The organism is Xanthomonas euvesicatoria (assembly GCF_013112235.1).
Lineage (GTDB): Bacteria > Pseudomonadota > Gammaproteobacteria > Xanthomonadales > Xanthomonadaceae > Xanthomonas > Xanthomonas euvesicatoria.
Genome location: NZ_JABFFS010000001.1, coordinates 1,247,589 through 1,265,747, shown reverse-complemented (window position 1 = coordinate 1,265,747; position 18,159 = coordinate 1,247,589). Strand labels below are relative to the sequence as shown.

The 18,159-nt window shown below is 64.1% G+C and carries 16 protein-coding genes; 11 read left to right on the top strand and 5 right to left on the bottom strand.

The genetic code is table 11. The features are described from left to right. Positions 1-59: 59 nt before the first annotated feature. The 5 genes from HLH45_RS05285 to HLH45_RS05265 all read right to left on the bottom strand — a co-directional run bounded on the left by HLH45_RS05285 (position 60) and on the right by HLH45_RS05265 (position 5,805). Positions 60-455, bottom strand: a complete 396-nt coding sequence (locus HLH45_RS05285) for a DUF779 domain-containing protein (RefSeq protein WP_008573953.1) — start codon at positions 453-455, stop codon at positions 60-62. Positions 456-631: 176 nt separating this feature from the next. Then, positions 632-2,161, bottom strand: coding sequence for an aldehyde dehydrogenase (adh, locus tag HLH45_RS05280; protein WP_008573955.1), 1,530 nt, complete (start codon positions 2,159-2,161; stop codon positions 632-634). Between the two features lie 386 nt (positions 2,162-2,547). Next, positions 2,548-3,066, bottom strand: a complete 519-nt coding sequence (locus HLH45_RS05275) for a hypothetical protein (protein WP_014088935.1) — start codon at positions 3,064-3,066, stop codon at positions 2,548-2,550. Between the two features lie 194 nt (positions 3,067-3,260). Further along, positions 3,261-3,557: a hypothetical protein gene (locus HLH45_RS05270; protein WP_008573961.1), complete on the bottom strand. Its 297-nt coding sequence runs from the start codon at positions 3,555-3,557 to the stop codon at positions 3,261-3,263. Positions 3,558-3,666: 109 nt separating this feature from the next. Continuing rightward, positions 3,667-5,805 (bottom strand): TonB-dependent receptor family protein, encoded by a 2,139-nt coding sequence (locus tag HLH45_RS05265; protein WP_008573967.1) that lies wholly within the window; start codon positions 5,803-5,805, stop codon positions 3,667-3,669. Between the two features lie 156 nt (positions 5,806-5,961). On the opposite strand from HLH45_RS05265, the gene HLH45_RS05260 reads away from it, so the two are divergent. The 11 genes from HLH45_RS05260 (at position 5,962) to HLH45_RS05210 (ending at position 18,158) form a co-directional block, all read left to right on the top strand. Continuing rightward, the gene (locus tag HLH45_RS05260; RefSeq protein WP_008573979.1) at positions 5,962-7,164 is read left to right on the top strand and encodes an amino acid aminotransferase; all 1,203 of its coding nucleotides are present in this window, start codon (positions 5,962-5,964) and stop codon (positions 7,162-7,164) included. 267 nt (positions 7,165-7,431) lie between these two features. Then, positions 7,432-8,442, top strand: coding sequence for a class 1 fructose-bisphosphatase (locus HLH45_RS05255; RefSeq protein WP_008573980.1), 1,011 nt, complete (start codon positions 7,432-7,434; stop codon positions 8,440-8,442). A 322-nt stretch (positions 8,443-8,764) separates the two neighbouring features. Next, positions 8,765-9,232, top strand: a complete 468-nt coding sequence (locus tag HLH45_RS05250; RefSeq protein ID WP_029818163.1) for a hypothetical protein — start codon at positions 8,765-8,767, stop codon at positions 9,230-9,232. An 80-nt stretch (positions 9,233-9,312) separates the two neighbouring features. Beyond that, a complete protein-coding gene (locus tag HLH45_RS05245; RefSeq protein ID WP_228996780.1) occupies positions 9,313-9,576 on the top strand; it encodes a hypothetical protein in 264 nt (87 codons plus the stop codon). A gap of 269 nt (positions 9,577-9,845) precedes the next feature. Then, the gene (locus tag HLH45_RS05240; protein ID WP_008573984.1) at positions 9,846-10,064 is read left to right on the top strand and encodes a DUF2164 domain-containing protein; all 219 of its coding nucleotides are present in this window, start codon (positions 9,846-9,848) and stop codon (positions 10,062-10,064) included. Positions 10,065-10,134: 70 nt separating this feature from the next. Next, positions 10,135-10,524 (top strand): hypothetical protein, encoded by a 390-nt coding sequence (locus tag HLH45_RS05235; RefSeq protein WP_011345843.1) that lies wholly within the window; start codon positions 10,135-10,137, stop codon positions 10,522-10,524. Positions 10,525-10,907: 383 nt separating this feature from the next. After that, complete coding sequence (locus HLH45_RS05230) at positions 10,908-12,536, top strand: TldD/PmbA family protein (protein ID WP_008573988.1); 1,629 nt, start codon at positions 10,908-10,910, stop codon at positions 12,534-12,536. A 718-nt stretch (positions 12,537-13,254) separates the two neighbouring features. Next, positions 13,255-14,889, top strand: coding sequence for a TldD/PmbA family protein (locus tag HLH45_RS05225; protein ID WP_031420524.1), 1,635 nt, complete (start codon positions 13,255-13,257; stop codon positions 14,887-14,889). 14 nt (positions 14,890-14,903) lie between these two features. Continuing rightward, positions 14,904-16,238 (top strand): TldD/PmbA family protein, encoded by a 1,335-nt coding sequence (locus HLH45_RS05220; protein WP_008573991.1) that lies wholly within the window; start codon positions 14,904-14,906, stop codon positions 16,236-16,238. Next, positions 16,235-17,053: a DUF4159 domain-containing protein gene (locus HLH45_RS05215; RefSeq protein WP_029818157.1), complete on the top strand. Its 819-nt coding sequence runs from the start codon at positions 16,235-16,237 to the stop codon at positions 17,051-17,053. Before HLH45_RS05220 ends, HLH45_RS05215 begins: the two co-directional genes overlap by 4 nt. 112 nt (positions 17,054-17,165) lie before the next feature. Beyond that, entirely contained in the window at positions 17,166-18,158 is a 993-nt protein-coding gene (locus HLH45_RS05210; RefSeq protein ID WP_008573993.1) for an AAA family ATPase, read from the top strand. The last annotated feature ends 1 nt before the right edge of the window (position 18,159 follow it).

The following is an 18,159-nucleotide window of genomic DNA, read 5'->3' as shown; positions in this document are numbered from 1 at the left end:
ACACAAACCAACCTGCACCAGGCCGATCCGTGATCACGGGGCAAATCTCACCGCGTGGCTCACGCCCGGCCGGCCTGCTGCAACCGTGTGAATTCATCATCATCAAACAGCCGCGACCGCACCAGGAAGCGCACACCTTCCCCATTTTCCAGCGAAAACATGCCACCGCGCCCCGGCACCACATCGATGATGAGCTGGGTGTGCTTCCAGTATTCGAATTGCGGCGCGCTGATGTAGAACGGCGCGCCGCCGATCTCGCCCAGCAAGACGTCGCGGTCGCCGACGATGAATTCGCCGACCGCAAAACACATCGGCGAAGACCCATCGCAGCAGCCGCCGGATTGGTGGAACAACACATCGCCATGCTGGGCACGCAGCTTGTCGATCAGCTGCAGTGCCGCCAGCGTGGCCGTTACCTGGGCCGGCAGCTCAGTGCGCGTGGTGCTGTCTTGCATCGGCTAACTCCTGCGGCCGCTCCGGCCGCCTTGTCGAGCACCATACCCTGCCGCTATGTGCGGGCGTGCATGCACGCGGACACCGTGTGCATGCCTTTGCATCGATGGTGCAGCAGAACAAGCCCGGCTGGCTTTCGTGTGCGCAAACATCGAGGCGGTCAGCCACGCAGCTGCCGTTAGAAAAGCCCCAGCGCCTTCGGCGAATAGCTCACCAACAGGTTCTTGGTCTGTTGATAGTGGTCGAGCATCATCTTGTGGTTTTCGCGGCCGATGCCCGACTGCTTGTACCCGCCAAATGCAGCATGCGCCGGGTAGGCGTGATAGCAGTTGGTCCACACGCGGCCAGCCTGGATCGCGCGGCCCATCCGATACAGGCGCGAAGCGTCGCGACTCCAGAGGCCGGCACCCAGGCCGTATAGCGTGTCGTTGGCGATCGCCAGCGCGTCGGCTTCGTCCTTGAAGGTGGTGACCGAGACCACCGGGCCGAAGATCTCCTCCTGGAACACGCGCATCTTGTTGTGCCCCTTGAACACCGTGGGCTTGACGTAAAAGCCCCCGGCCAGGTCGCCCTCGAGCGTGTTGCGCTCGCCGCCGATCAGCACTTGCGCACCTTCCTGCTTGCCGATATCGATGTAGGAGAGAATTTTTTCCAGCTGCTCACTGGACGCCTGCGCACCGACCATGGTGTTGGGATCGAGCGGATTGCCCTGCTTGATCGCCGCCACGCGCGCAAGCGCCTTTTCCATGAACCTGTCGTAGATGGATTCCTGGATCAGCGCGCGCGACGGGCAGGTACACACTTCGCCTTGATTGAAGGCGAACAGCACGAAGCCTTCCACCGCCTTGTCGAGAAAATCGTCGTCTTCGGCCATCACATCGGCGAAGAAGATGTTGGGCGATTTGCCACCCAGCTCCAGCGTCACCGGAATCAGGTTCTGGCTGGCGTACTGCATGATCAGCCGGCCGGTGGTGGTTTCGCCGGTGAACGCAATCTTGGCGATGCGCGGGTTGCTGGCCAGCGGCTTGCCGGCCTCCAGGCCGAAGCCGTTGACCACGTTCAACACGCCAGGCGGCAGCAGGTCGCCGATGAGTTCCATCAACACCAAAATCGAAGCCGGCGTCTGCTCTGCCGGCTTCATCACCACGCAGTTGCCGGCGGCAAGCGCCGGCGCGAGTTTCCAGCACGCCATCAGCAGCGGGAAATTCCACGGAATGATCTGCCCCACCACGCCCAACGGTTCGTGGAAGTGATACGCGATGGTGTCGCTGTCGATCTCGGAAATACCGCCTTCCTGCGCGCGGATGGCACCGGCGAAATAGCGGAAGTGGTCCACGCACAATGGCACGTCGGCATTGAGCGTTTCGCGCACCGGCTTGCCGTTGTCCCAGGTCTCGGCGTACGCGAGCAGTTCGAGATTCTGTTCGATGCGGTCGGCGATCTTGAGCAGTACGTTAGAGCGCTCGGTGGTGGAGGTCTTGCCCCACGCCTCCTTGGCCGCGTGCGCAGCATCCAGCGCCGCTTCGATATCCGGAGCGGTGGAGCGCGCGATCGAGGTAAAGACCTTGCCGTTGATCGGCGTGGTGTTGTCGAAATACTGACCATCCTTCGGCGCGACCCACTTGCCGCCGATGAAGTTGTCGTAGCGCGGTTTGAAGATCGACTGCGGATCGGTGTTGAGCGGCTTGGTGGCAGGTTGCGCGTTCATCGTGATCTCCTGGCAAGTGGTCCGATGCGAACGTGTATACCCGCGCAAGTGCTAGCGCAATGTCATGTGCGATGCTGTTGCGCTGCGTCATCGTGGAACCGGGATTGACCCTGCCATTCCCGCGAAAAATACGCTGCAGCGCGTCATCGGCCTGACGTCGATGGCACTGCAGCAGAATGGCGTATGCCGCGCCGTTTCGTCTGGCCGCCGGCTTGCGGCATCTGTCGCAACGCAGGTTCGCCAGTGAGGCACTGACACACTGAACATCGGCGAGGAGAGCAAGGCGTGTAGCGCACGCGGCAAGCACGTCGAGTCAATCAACGCAACGCGGGCGGTGACACGACTGCCAGGCTTGTGCATTCACCGAGCTGACGCTGCCAACCGCGCTAAGGTTTGCCAGTTACCGTCACACCGTGCTCTGCTGCCGTGCCGATGGCCATGGATTGCTCCGGTGGCACTTGGCAGTCGGTTGCCGTTTGTAGCCGGTAAGAGCGCAGCTGCCATGCGGCACTCCGACCGGACTGCTCCCAGGAATAGACCCAACGATGGCGTTGGCCGGCAGTACAGGCGTCGATCGTGATTTCGTCGCGCGGCTGGCCGCGTGCGGGCAGCGGCGCGGCGTTGCTGATGTCATCGGCGCGCGTATTCAACGGACGATCGAAGATGGCGGTGCTGATGCGCACCGCGCCCAGCGCTGCGGCATCGGCCGGCGGCGGCGTTTGCCTGGGCTGCGTCCCCAGCCTGGATTGCTGCTGCAACCACGCGTGGATTTGTGCAATGGCCGGAGTGCCGGCCGGATAGTCGCGCACGATGCGCATATCCACGTGGTCTGCCCACGCGGCGTGGCAGACCAGCAGGCCGGCCGCCATCGCCGCCACCATGACCGTTCGCTTGCAGACCATCATCGTTGCGCTCCATGCCGTGAATGCGCGGCAGAGGCTAGCATGCCGATCTGACGGTGCCTGGCTCGGCGCCGACTTGCTCGGACTCGCGCAGGAGGCTGTCTACCAGAGCGCAACGCGCTGCGAGCACGTACAGGCAGCAGCGCAACCTTCAGTCTCGCCATCGGCTAGTCCCATCGGCACCGCGCAATAGCGCACTAGCCGGCCGCGGTACTTCCTCTCGCACGCCATTGCCGCACTGCCGCAAGCACGCGCTTGCCGTCGGTCGCGCTGCTGTCGCGTGCAGCGTAGTCGTGTGGCCTGGCTTGAACTTGGGCCGCCAACGTTGCGCATGCGGCATGCTGGCCTGCCAGCACGGCGGCACGCTCGGTGGCGTCCAACAGCAGCAGGATCGAAAAGCCGGCGGCCGAGATCGCGCAGTTGATATCCAGCCAAGAGCGATCACCCTCGGAGAGAAGAAACCAGTCGGCAGGGGCGTGGTCGATGACGATCATGCTGGTGCGGTATGGCGTAGGGATTGGTCTGATCGGACAGCCTCGTCGCGCCCGGGGGCGCTCCTACAAGGCCACGGTGCATAGTGGCGTGCGGTGCGTGGAATGTTTCTCAGCCGCCAAAATCCCACTGCAATCCCACCGTGTAGGTGCGGTCCGGGCCGGGCTCGTAGTAGCGGCCGTTGCCATCGTTGACGATGACCGAGCCCACGTACTGCCGGTCCAGCACATTGTCGATGCGTGCGAAGGCGCGCAATGCGCCCTGCGCGGTGGTCCAGCGCCGGGAGGCTTCCAGGTTCACCAAGGCGTAGCCGGGTGCACGTTCGGTGGCCAGGTCGTTGACCACGGTGGCGCCGGAGGCCACCGATTCGGCAGCCAACTGCCATTGCGCCGGCTGCCATTGCCAGCGCGCAAACAGTTGCTGGCGCGGCACGCCCGGCAGGCGCGAACCACTGGCCACCAGTGCGGTGGGCGTGGCGCAGCCGCTGCTGGCACAGGTGAGGTAGCCGTCGCGCACGGTGGCATCGACGAAGGTATAGGCCAGCTGCAGCTGCTGGGCGGCACCGATCGGCTGTTGCCAGCTGAGCTCCGCGCCCTGGCGCCGAGTGGCGCCGATGTTGCGATAGGTGCTGCGCCCATTGGTATTGCTGGCCACCGCCAGCTCGTCGTCGGTATCGGCGCGGAAGACCGCAAATTCCAGCGCCGCGCCGCTTTGCGCGCGCCACTTGCTGCCCACTTCGTAGTTGCGGCTGGTGGCCGCGCCCAGGTCCAGCGCCAGGCCGGCGCCGCCATCGCTGCGGTACCCCAGTTCGTTGAAGGTGGGCGTTTCGAAACCGCGCCCGACCGACGCGTAAAACCGCAGATCCTCGTCGGCGCGGAACACGATGCCGGCCACCGGCGTGGTCGCGGAATAGTCGCGCTTGCCGCTGTCGTCGGGATTGCGGCCCACGATGTAGTGGTCGTCCGATTCGAAGCGCACATCGCTATGGCGCACGCCCAGAAGCGCCGACCAGCGCTCGCTCCACTGCCACCACAGCTGCGCGAACTGGTCCACGTTCTGGACCTCATCGCGCTGGTTGCGGCGCAATGCGCCCTTGATGCCGAGTGTGTCGCCGACGAAATTCTCGTAACCGGTGCGGTGCTGGCGCTGGCGGTCGACATTGGTGCCCACGGTCAGCTGCAGCGGCCGGCCCAGCGCTTCGCTCTGCCAGGCCCAGCGCGCATCGGCCCCTTCGTAATTGCTGTCCAGATCGATCACCCCGCCCGAATGCAGCGGATTGCGCTGCACCGCCACCGGAATGGCCAGGAACTGCTCCACGCTGCGCTGGCCGCCATAGGCCATCAGGCGCAGCGTCTGGTTATCCAATTGCTGGGTGAAAATGGCGCCTGCCTGCGACTGGCGCACCGACTTGCGGGTATCGAACTGGGTGGCCACCGACGTGGCCTGTGCCGGGTCGGCAGTGAACTGGGCGCGGGTCAGACCGAGCGGGTCCTGGGCATCGGGTGCGTCCAGATAGTTGAGCACCAGGTCCAGCCGGCGGCCCTCGGCCAGATCGAAGCCGAGCTTGGCATTGACCGAGTCGCGCCTGGCGCGGCTATGCGCACGGAAGCCATCGGTGTCGAAACGATTGGCCGCCACGTTGTAGTGCACCGCGCCCTGCTGGCCGAGCAATTGCGCACCGACGTTGGCGGTGGCGTTGCTGCCATAGGTGGCGCGCAGACGCCACGGGTCGTCCGGCTGGCCATCGGCGCTCCACAGCTGCAGCACGCCGCCGGAAGAGTTGCCGTACAGCGCCGAAAACGGCCCGCGCAGCACTTCCACCCGTTGCGCGCCCAGCACGTTGAAGTGCGACAGCTGGCCCTGGCCGTCGGGCATGCTGGCCGGGATGCCGTCCACCAACAGCCGCACGCCGCGCACGCCGAAGGTGGAGCGCGCGCCGAAGCCGCGGATCGACAGCTGGGTGTCCTGCGCGTAGTTCTGGCGGTCGCGCGCCACCAGGCCGGGGATGCCGTCCAGCAGCTCGGACACCTGCGCGCCACGGCGGTTGTCGTCATCGGCCGCCACCACGGTGAACGAGGCCGGCAGGTCGAAGTCGTCCACCCCGCGCACGCGCGCTGCGTCCACCTGCACGGCAGGCAGGCGCTGGATCGGCGTGGAGGCGGGCGGCACCGGATCGGCAGCCAGGACGGGCGATGTGGCGCCCGTGGCGAACAGGCCGCAGGCGGCGGCCAACAAGGTGAGTCTGGACATGCAGGTAGTGTCCCTCATCCGTACTGGCAGTGCATTGTTGCGTACGGAACGAAGCATGCTACGCCGGCCATGGGCTGCTACGATGAAGTGGTTTGGCCCAACAGCGGTCAACGATCCGGAAGTACCCCACTCTTTCGTCCTTCAGCGAGTCATGCCGTGTCCTTCTTTGCAAACGTGGAACAGGTTCCAGGCGACCCCATCCTGGGCCTGACCGAGGCCTACAACGCCGACAGCCGCCCCAACAAGGTCAACCTGGGCGTGGGCATCTATTACGACGAAAACGGACGCATCCCGCTGTTGCGCGCCGTGCACAAGATCGAGCAGCAGCTCGCGCAGGACGCCAAAGCGCGCGGTTACCTGCCCATCGACGGCCTGGCCGCGTACGACAAGGCCACCCAGGAGCTGCTGTTCGGCGCCGACTCTGCGCTGGTGACCTCCGGCCGCGTGGCGACCTCGCAGACCGTCGGCGGCAGCGGTGCATTGCGCGTGGGCGCGGACCTGCTCAAGAAGCTGCTGCCCACCGCCACCATCGCCATCAGCAACCCCAGCTGGGAAAACCATCGCGCGGTGTTCGGCGCGGCCGGCTTCGAGGTTGTCGATTACACCTATTTCGATGCCGCCAGCCATGGCCTGAACTTCGACGGCATGCTCGCCGACCTGGCCAAGCTGGAGCCGGGCACCGTGGTGCTGCTGCACGCCTGCTGCCACAACCCCACCGGCGCAGACCTGAGCCGCGAACAGTGGAAGCAGGTGGCGGGGCTGTTGAAGGAACGCAACCTGTTCCCGTTCGTCGACATCGCCTACCAGGGCTTCGACCAGGGCATCGAGGCCGATGCCTATGCGGTGCGCCTGCTGGCTGCCGAAGGCATCGACAGCTACGTGGTCGCCAGCTCCTACTCCAAGTCGTTCTCGCTGTATGGCGAGCGCGTGGGCGCGCTGTCGGTGGTCTCGGCCACCGCCGCCGAAGCCAAGGCCGTGCAGTCGCAGGTCAAGCGCATCATCCGCACGATCTACTCCAGCCCGTCCACGCACGGCGCCGCGCTGGTGGCCGGCGTGCTGACCAGCCCGGAGCTGCGCGATCTGTGGGAGCAGGAACTGACCGAAATGCGCGAGCGCATCCATTCCCTGCGCGCTGGGCTGGTGGAAAAACTCGCCACGCTGGGCGCGCCGGAGTTCGACTTCATCCAGCGCCAGGCCGGCATGTTCTCGTACTCGGGCCTGACCCGGACCCAGGTAGACCGCCTGCGCGACGAGTTCGCGATCTACGCCGTCGGCACCGGCCGCATCTGCGTGGCCGCACTGAGCCAGCGCAACCTGGACTACGTGGCCCAGGCCGTGGCCACTGTCAGCCGGGTGTAATGCAGCGCGGAGCGCCATCGGCGACAGCGGCTGAAGTCATAAGCCGGGAGCGCGCAAGCCTCCCGGCTTTTTTGTGCTTGCTGCTGCACCCTCGCCCCGACGACGCACGGCGTGCTGGATGCGGTAGCGCGGGACAACCCCCCGCTTATCACACGCCATCCGCACATATTCGATCACCGGCGATGCAAACCGCGCATCAAGTGATCGAAATCTAACGCGGCAATGGCGACAATGGCGGCCCACTTCCTACACAGGCTGCCCGTTCCCATGTCGCGTCCCTCGCTGACCCGCTTCCTGATCGAAGAGCAACACGCCGGCCGTATCGATGCGGAATTGCGCCAGCTGATCACCATCGTCTCGCGCGCCTGCAAGCGCATTTCCATCGCCGTGAGCAAGGGCGCCCTGGGCGGCGTGCTCGGCGATGCCGGCACCGGCAACGTACAGGGCGAAGCACAGAAAAAGCTCGATGTGCTCAGCAACGACATCCTGCTCGAAGCCAACGCCTGGGGCGGCCATCTGGCCGCGTGCGCGTCCGAAGAAATGGACCACAGCCAGCCGGTGCCCGACCAATACCCCAGCGGCGATTTCCTGCTGCTGTTCGATCCCTTGGACGGCAGTTCCAACATCGACGTCAATGTTTCGGTCGGCACCATCTTCTCGGTGTTGCGCGCACCCAAGGGCACCGAAAAGCCGGGCGATGAGCACTTCCTGCAGCCGGGCACCCAACAGGTCGCCGCCGGCTACTGCATCTACGGCCCCAGCACCATGCTGGTGCTCACGCTGGGCCACGGTACCCACGCCTTCACCCTGGAGCGCGAAGAAGGCAGCTTCCTGCTGACCCAGGCCAACATGCGCGTGCCCGAAGACACCGCCGAATACGCCATCAACATGTCCAACCAGCGCCACTGGGAACCGGCGATGCAGGCCTACGTGGGCGACCTGCTGGCCGGCAAGGACGGCGCACGCGGCAAGGATTTCAACATGCGCTGGATCGCCAGCATGGTGGCCGACGTGCACCGCATCCTCACCCGCGGCGGCATCTTCATCTACCCCTGGGACAAGAAGGATCCGGGCAAGCCGGGCAAGCTGCGCCTGATGTACGAAGCCAACCCGATGAGCATGCTGGTGGAACAGGCCGGCGGCGCCGCCACCACCGGACGCGAACGCATTCTGGACATCCAGCCGACACAACTGCACCAGCGCGTACCGGTGTTCCTGGGCTCGAAGAACGAAGTGGCCGAAGCGACGCGATATCACCTGGATGCCGATAAGGCGTAAGGCTGCGGGTGCAGCTTGCAAGGCACGCAAACTGGATTCCACAAGACACCCGCCTAGTGCGGGTGTCTTGGTTCATGGCGCCCGCTGATTGCGGCGCTCTTTAGACGATGGCAAACGAGGGCCGCCGGCGCGACATGTCTTCATGGGTCGTCATTTGACTCCACGTGTGGCAGCAGTGAGTATCGCCCTCGAGCCGGAGCCGGAGTGGGACGGTCTACGCGAAGTCGATTCCAATCGCACTGCCTTGCACCAGTCGGCCGACTGACCGCAAGGATCACGTCTGGATCAGGGAGTTCTCATGAAGACCGCACGCGTTGCACTGGTGGCTGCCGTCCTGTTGCAGGCCACCCCCGCCTTCTCCGCATCAACCACGCCATCGCCACTGGTCGGAACCTGGCTGCTGGACACCAGCAGCCTGCCGATGCCGGAAGCTGTACGCCCCAAACGTGTCGTCCTGCAGTTCAAGCAGGTTCCGGGTAACAAATGGGCAACCACTGCCGAAATCGTCGAACACGACGACACGAAGTTGCAGGCGCAATCCACGCTACTGCTGGACGGCACACCGGGCCAGGCGTCGGGCACCTACCTGGTGGACCGTGCCGCGGTCAAAATGCCCGAGCCCGGCGTGTTGGTGATGCAGTTGATGTATCAAGGCGTCCCGGCCTCCACCCGCACCTATACGGTCAGTGCCGACGGCAAGGTCATGACCGAAATCGAAGCGTATTTCAAGGACGGCAACCCGATGATGCGCACGGCCTATTTCAAGCGCGCGGCAAGCCAGTCCAAGTAAGCACAATCGAGCCGACGCCGCATCGCGGCGCGGCTCGATTTACTTGAGGAGCAACGGCAATTTGAAGGCAGGGAGCCTGTATGCGACATCTTTTGCCGATCGATATTCCAGCCACATTACGGCGCAGCACGTCGGTCGAGCAATTTCTCGGAAAAAGCCCAGTCGATGCAGCATACGTTCGCCATGTCGAGCTACGGCCGGCAAACGATTGCATCGAGGTATGGATGTATGACGTCGAGGACATTGGCAGCGAAGACTCTTCGGATCTGCATGACTTCGCATATTTCGAGCCAGACGGGCCTTGTGCCCTGCCGCCACCTTTGCGGACGCTGCCGCTGCCGTGACGTATGCCAGCACATTCCTGGCGGCGGACCCTACTCGCTGGACTAACCTCGGGATTGCCGAGTCCGAATACCTTGACTACATTCGGGCAGGGCGGCCTTCCCGCTGGCCGGTTGCCATCTGACCCTTCATCTCGATGCCGACCAGCAAGTGATTGGGTTCAACCGCCGGCAATCGCCCCAAGCTGCCGGTGTCGCGACGCAAATCGCCCCGATACCGCGGTTGAGCCAGCCAGAGCATCCATAATCGAGATCAAATTCAGCGAAGGCGAGTGGGCGGCATCACGCGTAAGATCCAGCTGTATTTCACCGAGGAACTGAAGCAGCAGATAGGACGCTTCGATGCGGAGTTTCTGCTGGATTTCTTCACCGAAGAGGTGGGAGCCTATTTCTACAATCGGGGTATCTGCGTGCGCAGGCCATCGTTGCCAAGAAGCTGGACGACTTGGGCGAATCGATATTCCAGCTGGAACGACCCACCGATTTCATAAGGTAGGACCCTCTCCGGTTCACGCGCATGCGCTAGCGTTTCCTCTTGAACGACAGATAGGGAAGACTGCAATGACTTTAGCGAGTGCCCGCTTCCTGCTCGTGATCGCCGGCGTGGTGCTGCCGTATGCGGCACGCCTGCCATTCGGACTGGGGTGGTTGCGCCAGTACACGGATGTCGGCCTCGGTGGTTGGCTGTTGTTGGGTGGATTCAATGCGATCGCCTGGGGTGCGCTGCTGTGCATCAGCTTTTTGTACCGGCGTCCGATTGCATTGTTGGTGCCGTGCCTGCTTGGCTTTGGTGTGCTCGCCTGGGCGCATGCAACCCTCGATTTACGCGCCGATGCACAGTCGGCATTGGCGCTGATCTTCATTCCGATTTACGCGTTGCTGCCGATCACATTGGGCGGCGTACTCGGCTATGTACTGGACCGAAAGCTCCGCCGTAGCGGGACGCCCTGAGACTGCGCTGAAGTGCCGGCTTCAACATCCCGTCCGACACTGTCCGGTAGTGCGCCTGCGCCCAGATGCAGTGCAGTGCAGTGCAGTGCAGTGCAGTGCAGTGATTCGAGGGTGTCGTCGAATTTCCCTGCGTACGATAGACAGCGCACGCCCCGCTAGAGCGCTGCTACATCCGCAGCCGAGGCAGGGTTGCGTCGTGGCTCACCGCCATGCGCACGATTCACGCTTGCTCGCGTTCGCTTATGCGGGCCACGTTCGGTTTGCATTGCAGGGAACTGTTTGGATCGAACACCGCTAGCACTTGACCAAATCGGTCTACGCGGTAACGCTCGGATGCCGGTGTGCGCCTCTCGCGCTGCACGCATCGATTGGAGAGACCGCACGTGGACCGTCGTACCTTCCTCACCCTGTCCGGCATCGGCGCCGCCGGGCTGCTGCTCCCCAACACGCGGCTAATCGCCGCCGAGCAGCTGCTTGCGCCAGGGGATGCAGCACGCAACCGGCGCCTTTCAGATGCCGCGCTCACCACCGCCAAGGCGGCCGGTGCCAGCTATTGCGACGTACGCGTGGGGCGCTATCTGCGTCAATTCGTGATCACCCGCGAGGCGCAGGTGGAAAACGTGGTCAATGCCGAATCCATCGGGGTGGGCGTGCGCGTGCTGGCCGATGGCGCCTGGGGGTTTGCGGCCACCAATACGTTGACCAGCGATGGCGTGGCCACCGCCACGCGGCAGGCGGTGGCCATTGCCAAGGCGAATGCGCGCTTGGGTGGCACGCCGGTGCAGCTGGCGCCGGTGACGCCGGCCGGACAGGTCAGCTGGAAGACGCCGATCAGGAAGAACGCCATGGAAGTGCCGCTGCAGGACAAGGTGGCACTGCTGATGGACGTCAATGCAGCTGCGCTCAATGCCGGGGCCACCTTCGTGGCCTCGCGCATGTTTGCGATCAATGAGCAAAAATATTTCGCCAGCAGCGATGGCTCCTACATCGATCAGGACGTGCACCGGTTGTGGCTGCCCTTCACCGTCACTGCAGTGGACAAGGCCAGCGGCAAGTTCCGCACCCGCGATGGGCTGTCCTCGCCCATGGGCATGGGCTACGAATACCTGGATGGCGATGCCGGCCAGAAGCACCAGCTGCCAGGCGGGCTGATCGGTTACGGGCACAGCTACGATGCGCGCGAAGATGCGATCGCCGCGGCCAGGCAGGCGCGCGCCAAACTCACCGCGCCGTCGGTGAAGGCAGGCAAGTACGATCTGGTGATCGACCCGAGCAATCTGTTCCTCACCATCCATGAGTCGGTCGGGCACCCGCTGGAGCTCGATCGCGTGCTGGGTTACGAGGCCAACTACGCCGGCACCAGTTTCGCCACCCTGGACAAGCGCGATGCAGGTTACCGCTGGGGCAGCGATGCAGTGACCTTCGTCGCCGACAAGACCCAGCCGGGCAGCCTGGGTGCGGTGGGGTACGACGATGAGGGCGTCAAGACCAAACAATGGGAGCTGGTGAAGGACGGCATCCTGGTCGACTACCAATGCACGCGCGATCAGGCGCACCTGCTCGGCAAGACTGCGTCCGATGGCTGTAGCTACGCCGATTCGTGGTCGAACGTGCAATTCCAGCGCATGCCCAATGTGTCGTTGGCGCCAGGCAGGACGCCGTTGGCGGTTGCCGACATGATCAGGAACGTGGAGCACGGCTTGTACATCCATGGGCGCGGTTCGTATTCGATCGACCAGCAGCGCTACAACGCGCAGTTCGGCGGGCAGCTGTTCTACGAGATCGAAAACGGCCAGGTCACCCGCTTGGTGGAAGACGGCGCCTACCAGATCCGCACGCCGGAATTCTGGAATGCCTGTAGCGCCGTGTGCGACGAGCGCGACTTCCGCCTGGGTGGCTCGTTCTTCGATGGCAAGGGCCAGCCGAGCCAGGTCTCGGCGGTGTCGCATGGCGCGTCCACCGCGCGCTTCGATGGCATCAACGTGATCAATACCGCGCGTTCGTTGGGTTGAGGGTTGGTGGATCGACTGCGTGGTGATTGAGTTGTCTGCGTTGGCTCAGCACATTTAGGCACTGAGATTGTGTTTGTTGCGGTCGCTTAACTATCTTCAAGCTTGGTCAGTCGAGCGCGCGGTGCCCTCACCGTTTGCGGGACACGCCGTGAACCCGTCCATGGGGGCTCGATGGCGGCATCCATGCCGCCAACGGTCCCGCAATCGGCGAGGACACTGCACCAGAAAGTCCGCTGGTTGCTTGTTGAAGAACAGAGAGCACCGCGCGAGACCATTGCTGTTTGCTTGCTGAAAACTTTGCACACCGACCAACTTGACTGGTCCTTGCCTGCTCACCGTCGCGGGACCCTTGGCGGCATGGATGCCGCCTCGGAGCTTACAGGGACGTACTTGCAGCGTGTCCTGCGATGGTGGGCGGGCAAGGACCCTGCAGTGAGCGCGCAGAGCATGCGCTCTGCACCTGATTTAAGGAATGGATCTGCGCATCCAACGTACAGCGATAGTCATCGCACACCGCCAGCCGCGCTCGCCATCCACTCGATGCACGCCGGTTGTGCCACGCCATCGGCCTGCGCACAACGTTTGCACACGCACCCCTGCCGAAAGTCATTTGACGCAGCATTCATCGCCCGGCAAGAATCGGCCGATACCGCGCGCAGAGCCATGTGCGTGTCACCACACCACCTGCGCGCCGCGCGGGACTATTGGGGAGTTGCCCGTGCAGCGACGTGATTTCCTGGCCCTCACCGGGCTGACCATGGGCGGGCTGATCGTGCCTGCCTACTTCGGCAAGGCCATTGCCGCCGAGCAGTTGCTCACGCCCTTCGATGTAGGCCGCAAGAAGCGTCTGGCCGATGCCGGCTTGAACGCGGCGCGCCAGGCCGGCGCGAGCTATTGCGATGTGCGCATCGGCCGCTACCTGCGTCAGTTCGTGATCACCCGCGAAGACAAGGTGCAGAACGTGGTCAACACCGAGTCCATCGGCGCCGGCATCCGCGTCATCGTGGGCGGCGCGTGGGGCTTTGCCGCCACCAACGAGCTCACCGAGCAGGGCGTGGCCAAGGCCGCCGCGCAGGCGGCGGCAATCGCCAAGGCCAATGCCAAGGTGCAGGGCACGCCGGTGCAACTGGCGCCGACGCCGGGCGTGGGCGAGGTGAGCTGGAAGACGCCGATCAAGAAAAACGCCATGGAAGTGCCGATCAAGGACAAGGTGGATCTGCTGCTCGGCGTCAATGCCGCCGCCACGGCCGCCGGGGCCAACTTCGTCAACTCGATGCTGTTCGTGGTCAATGAGCAGAAGTATTTCGCCAGCACCGACGGCTCCTACATCGACCAGGACGTGCACCGCATCTGGGCGCCGATGAGCGTGACGGCCATCGACAAGGCCAGCGGCAAGTTCCGCACCCGCGATGGGTTGTCCGCGCCGATGGGGCTGGGCTATGAATATCTCGATGGCGCCGCCTCCGGCAAGTTCGTCTCGCCCAACGGCGTGGTCAATTACGGCCTGTCCTACGACATGAAGGAAGATGCGATTGCGGCGGCCAAGCAGGCACAGGAGAAGCTCAAGGCGCCGTCGGTCAAGCCGGGCAAGTACGACCTGGTGCTGGATCCCTCGCACACCTGGCTCACCATCCACGAGTCGGTGGGCCACCCGCTGGAGCTGGACCGCGTGCTTGGCTACGAAGCCAACTACGCAGGCACCAGTTTCGCCACGCTGGACAAGCTCAAGGCCGGTTTCCAGTACGGCAGCGACAAGGTGCATATCCTCGCCGACAAGACCCAACCCGGTAGCCTCGGTGCGGTGGGCTACGACGATGAAGGCGTCAAGACCAAGCAGTGGGACCTGATCCGCGACGGCAAGCTGGTGGACTACCAGGCCATCCGCGATCAGGCGCATATCCTGGGCAAGACCGCCTCCGATGGGTGCTGCTATGCCGACTCGTGGTCGAGCGTGCAGTTCCAGCGCATGGCCAATGTGTCGCTGGCCGCCGGCAAGACGCCGCTGAGCGTGAGCGATCTGATCAAGAACGTGGAAAACGGCATCTACATCATCGGCGATGGCTCGTTCTCCATCGACCAGCAGCGTTACAACGCGCAGTTCGGTGGCCAGCTGTTCTACGAAATCAAGAACGGCGCCATCACCCGCATGCTCGAGGACGTGGCCTACCAGATCCGCACCCCGGAGTTCTGGAATGCCTGCAGCGCCGTGGCCGATCAACGCGACTACCGCCTGGGTGGCTCGTTCTTCGACGGCAAGGGCCAGCCGAGCCAGGTCTCGGCGGTCTCGCACGGTTCGTCCACCGCCCGCTTCGATGGCATCAACGTCATCAGCACCGCCCGCTCGCTCGGCTGACAGGAGAAACCCACATGAGCATCCTTACCGAAGCGCAGGCCAAGGCCATCCTGGACAAGGTCATCAAGCTGTCCAAGGCCGACGAGTGCACCGCCACGCTCACCGGCTCGATCGACGGCAATATCCGTTTTGCGCTCAACAACGTGTCCACCAGCGGCATCGTCGACAACACCGACCTGCAGGTGCAGGTGGCGTTCGGCAAGCGCGTGGGCGTTGCCACCATCAACGCGTTCGACGACGCCTCGCTGGAGCGCGTGGTGCGCCGTGCCGAAGACCTCGCACGGCTGGCGCCGGAAAACCCGGAATTCATGCCGGCGGTCGACAAGCAGACCTACAGGCCCAGCCCGACCTTCAGCGAATCCACGGCAGCGGTCGATCCGGCGTTCCGCGCGCAGGTGGCGGCCGACTCGATCGCCCCATGCAAGGGCAAGGGGCTGATCGCCGCAGGCTTCCTCGAAGACGGCCAGAGCTTTACCGCATTCGCCAACAGCAAGGGCAACTTCGGCTATCAGCGCGGTGCGCGCTTCGACTACACCTGCACCGTGCGCACCGAAGATGGTCGCGGCTCGGGCTGGGTGGGCCGCAATTTGAAGGATGCCGCCGACTTCAAGGCCGAGCAGGACATCCGCATCGCGATGCGCAAGGCCAGCGATTCGGCCGAAGCCAAGGCGCTGGAGCCGGGCAAATACACGGTGATCCTGGAGCCGGCGGCGGCCGCAGGACTGATCTCGTTCATGATGAATTTCTTCGACGCGCGCATGGCCGATGAGGGGCGCAGCTTCCTGTCCAAGAAAGGTGGCGGCAACAAGCTCGGCGAACAGGTCTACGACCCGCGCGTGAACATCACCGCCGACCCGTGGGACCCGCGTGCGGCAGTGATGCCGTGGGACGAGGAAGGCCTGCCGCGCGAGAAGATGTCCATCGTGGAAAACGGCAAGATCGCCAACCTGCAGTATTCGCGCTTCTGGGCGCAGAAAAACGGCAAGCGTGCGGTCGGCGAGCCGGGCAACCTGCTGATGGCCGGCGGCGACAAGAACATCGCCGAGCTGGTGCGTGGTACCGAGAAGGGCATCCTGGTCACGCGCACCTGGTACATCCGCATGGTCGACCCGCAGACCGTGCTGCTGACCGGGCTCACCCGCGACGGCACGTTCTACATCGAGAACGGCCAGATCAAATACCCGGTGAAGAATTTCCGCTTCAACGAATCGCCGGTGATCATGCTCAACAACATCGACGAGCTGGGCAAGCCGGTGCGCGTGGCTGGCGATGAATCCAACTTCGTGATGATGATTCCGCCGATGCGGCTGCGGGACTTTACGTTTACCTCGTTGTCGGATGCGGTGTGAGTAGGAGCCGGGAATCGGGAGTCGGGATTCGAAAATGGGAGAGCACAGCAGGCTCTCTGCATCCTGATACTTTTCCTGCACCTTCCGTTTCCGGTCTACGTCACTTGGCGGCGCCTGCGACGCGCCGCCACTTTCTCGGCCTGTTGCTCGGTAGCGTCGCTGCGTTGGCGCTGCCGCAGCGCGTGCGGGCGGCCGGCAATTACGATTTCTGGTTCACCCGGTTGCGCTACGACTCCGGCGATTGGGATGTGGACGCGCGCATGCCGTCCAACCTGATCACCTCGCTGATCGACTACACCCAGCTGCGGGTGGACCCGCAGGAACATGTGCTGGATCTGGCCGACCCGCGCATGTTGCAGGCGCCGTTCTGCTATCTGTCCGGTCACAAGCTGGTGGAGTTCAACCCGGCCGAGCGGCGCAACTTCGAGCGCTATGTGCGTAACGGCGGCTTCGTGTTCGTGGACGATTGCAACCACGATATCGACGGTTTGTTCGCCACCTCGTTCGAAGCGCAGATGACCTCGATCTTCGGCAAGACGGCGTTGCAGAAACTGCCCAAGAACCATCGACTCTACAGCGCCTTCTTCACCTTCCCCGACGGCCCGCCGGCCACCGGTTTCGAACTCAATGGCTGGGGCGACGACCTGGTGCACGACTATCTCAAAGGCATCAGCATCGATGGCCGGCTCGGGGTGCTCTACAGCAACAAGGATTACGGTTGCGAATGGGATTACGACTGGCGCAACAAGCGTTTTCTGGCCGAAGACAACACCAAGTTCGGCGTCAACATCGTGATGTATGCATTGACCAATTGATCGCCGCAGGGTGCTCGCCATGTCGAACCAGGCTTGCGCAATCAAGAATCACCGCTGAGGCCTCGCGCGCAAGCGCGCCGCGCATCAGCAACCATCCAACGAGAATTCGCGCATGACCTCCCCCAACGACGACATCCTCACCGCGCAGCTCTCCCAGCTGGGCACGTTGCGCGCCGCCCTGGCCCTGGCCGTGGTGGGCCAGGACGCGGTGGTGGAGCAATTGCTGATCGGCCTGCTCGCCGGCGGCCATTGCCTGCTGGAAGGCGCGCCGGGCCTGGGCAAGACGCTGCTGGTGCGCTCGCTGGGGCAGGCGCTGGAACTGCAGTTTCGCCGCGTGCAATTCACCCCCGACCTGATGCCCAGCGACATCCTGGGCACCGAGTTGCTGGAAGAAGACCACGGCACCGGGCATCGGCATTTTCGCTTTCAGCAAGGGCCGATCTTTACCAATCTGCTGCTGGCCGACGAACTCAATCGCACCCCGCCCAAGACCCAGGCCGCATTACTGGAAGCGATGAGCGAACGCACGGTGAGTTATGCCGGCACCACCTATGCGCTGCCGGCGCCGTTCTTCGTGCTGGCCACGCAAAACCCGATCGAACAGGCCGGCACCTACCCGTTGCCCGAGGCGCAGCTGGATCGCTTCCTGCTGCATGTGCGGGTGGATTATCCCAGCGAGCAGGAAGAGCGCGACATCCTTAGCCAGACCACCGGCAGCGCAAGCGCGCAGGTACCCAAGGTGATGGACGCGGCCAGCGTGCAGGCGCTGCAACAGCATGTGCGGCAGGTGCATGTGGGCGCGGAGTTGCTGACCTGGATCAACCGTCTGGTGCGTGCCAGCCGTCCTGGCCCGCAGGCCAGCGACGAGGTGCGTCAGTGGATCAAGTGGGGCGCCGGCCCGCGCGCCGGGCAGTCGCTGGTGCTGGCGTCCAAGGCGCGCGCACTGCTGCATGGCCGCTTTGCAGCCACCCGCGAAGACGTGGTGGCGCTTGCGGCGCCGGTGATGCGCCACCGCCTGTTGCTCTCGTTCGCGGCCGAGGCCGAACAACGCACAGCCGACGACGTGGTCGCCGCATTGCTGCGCGCCGTGCCATTCCCTACCTGAG

Excerpts from the sequence above, each read along its gene's own strand:
- HLH45_RS05285 (WP_008573953.1), bottom strand. The coding sequence starts at position 455 with ATGCAAGACAGCACCACGCGCACTGAGCTGCCGGCCCAGGTAACGGCC.
- HLH45_RS05265 (WP_008573967.1), bottom strand. The coding sequence starts at position 5,805 with ATGTCCAGACTCACCTTGTTGGCCGCCGCCTGCGGCCTGTTCGCCACG.
- HLH45_RS05210 (WP_008573993.1), top strand. The coding sequence starts at position 17,166 with ATGACCTCCCCCAACGACGACATCCTCACCGCGCAGCTCTCCCAGCTG.
- HLH45_RS05275 (WP_014088935.1), bottom strand. The coding sequence starts at position 3,066 with ATGATGGTCTGCAAGCGAACGGTCATGGTGGCGGCGATGGCGGCCGGC.
- adh (WP_008573955.1), bottom strand. The coding sequence starts at position 2,161 with ATGAACGCGCAACCTGCCACCAAGCCGCTCAACACCGATCCGCAGTCG.
- HLH45_RS05220 (WP_008573991.1), top strand. The coding sequence starts at position 14,904 with ATGAGCATCCTTACCGAAGCGCAGGCCAAGGCCATCCTGGACAAGGTC.
- HLH45_RS05245 (WP_228996780.1), top strand. The coding sequence starts at position 9,313 with ATGCGACATCTTTTGCCGATCGATATTCCAGCCACATTACGGCGCAGC.
- HLH45_RS05255 (WP_008573980.1), top strand. The coding sequence starts at position 7,432 with ATGTCGCGTCCCTCGCTGACCCGCTTCCTGATCGAAGAGCAACACGCC.
- HLH45_RS05235 (WP_011345843.1), top strand. The coding sequence starts at position 10,135 with ATGACTTTAGCGAGTGCCCGCTTCCTGCTCGTGATCGCCGGCGTGGTG.
- HLH45_RS05270 (WP_008573961.1), bottom strand. The coding sequence starts at position 3,557 with ATGATCGTCATCGACCACGCCCCTGCCGACTGGTTTCTTCTCTCCGAG.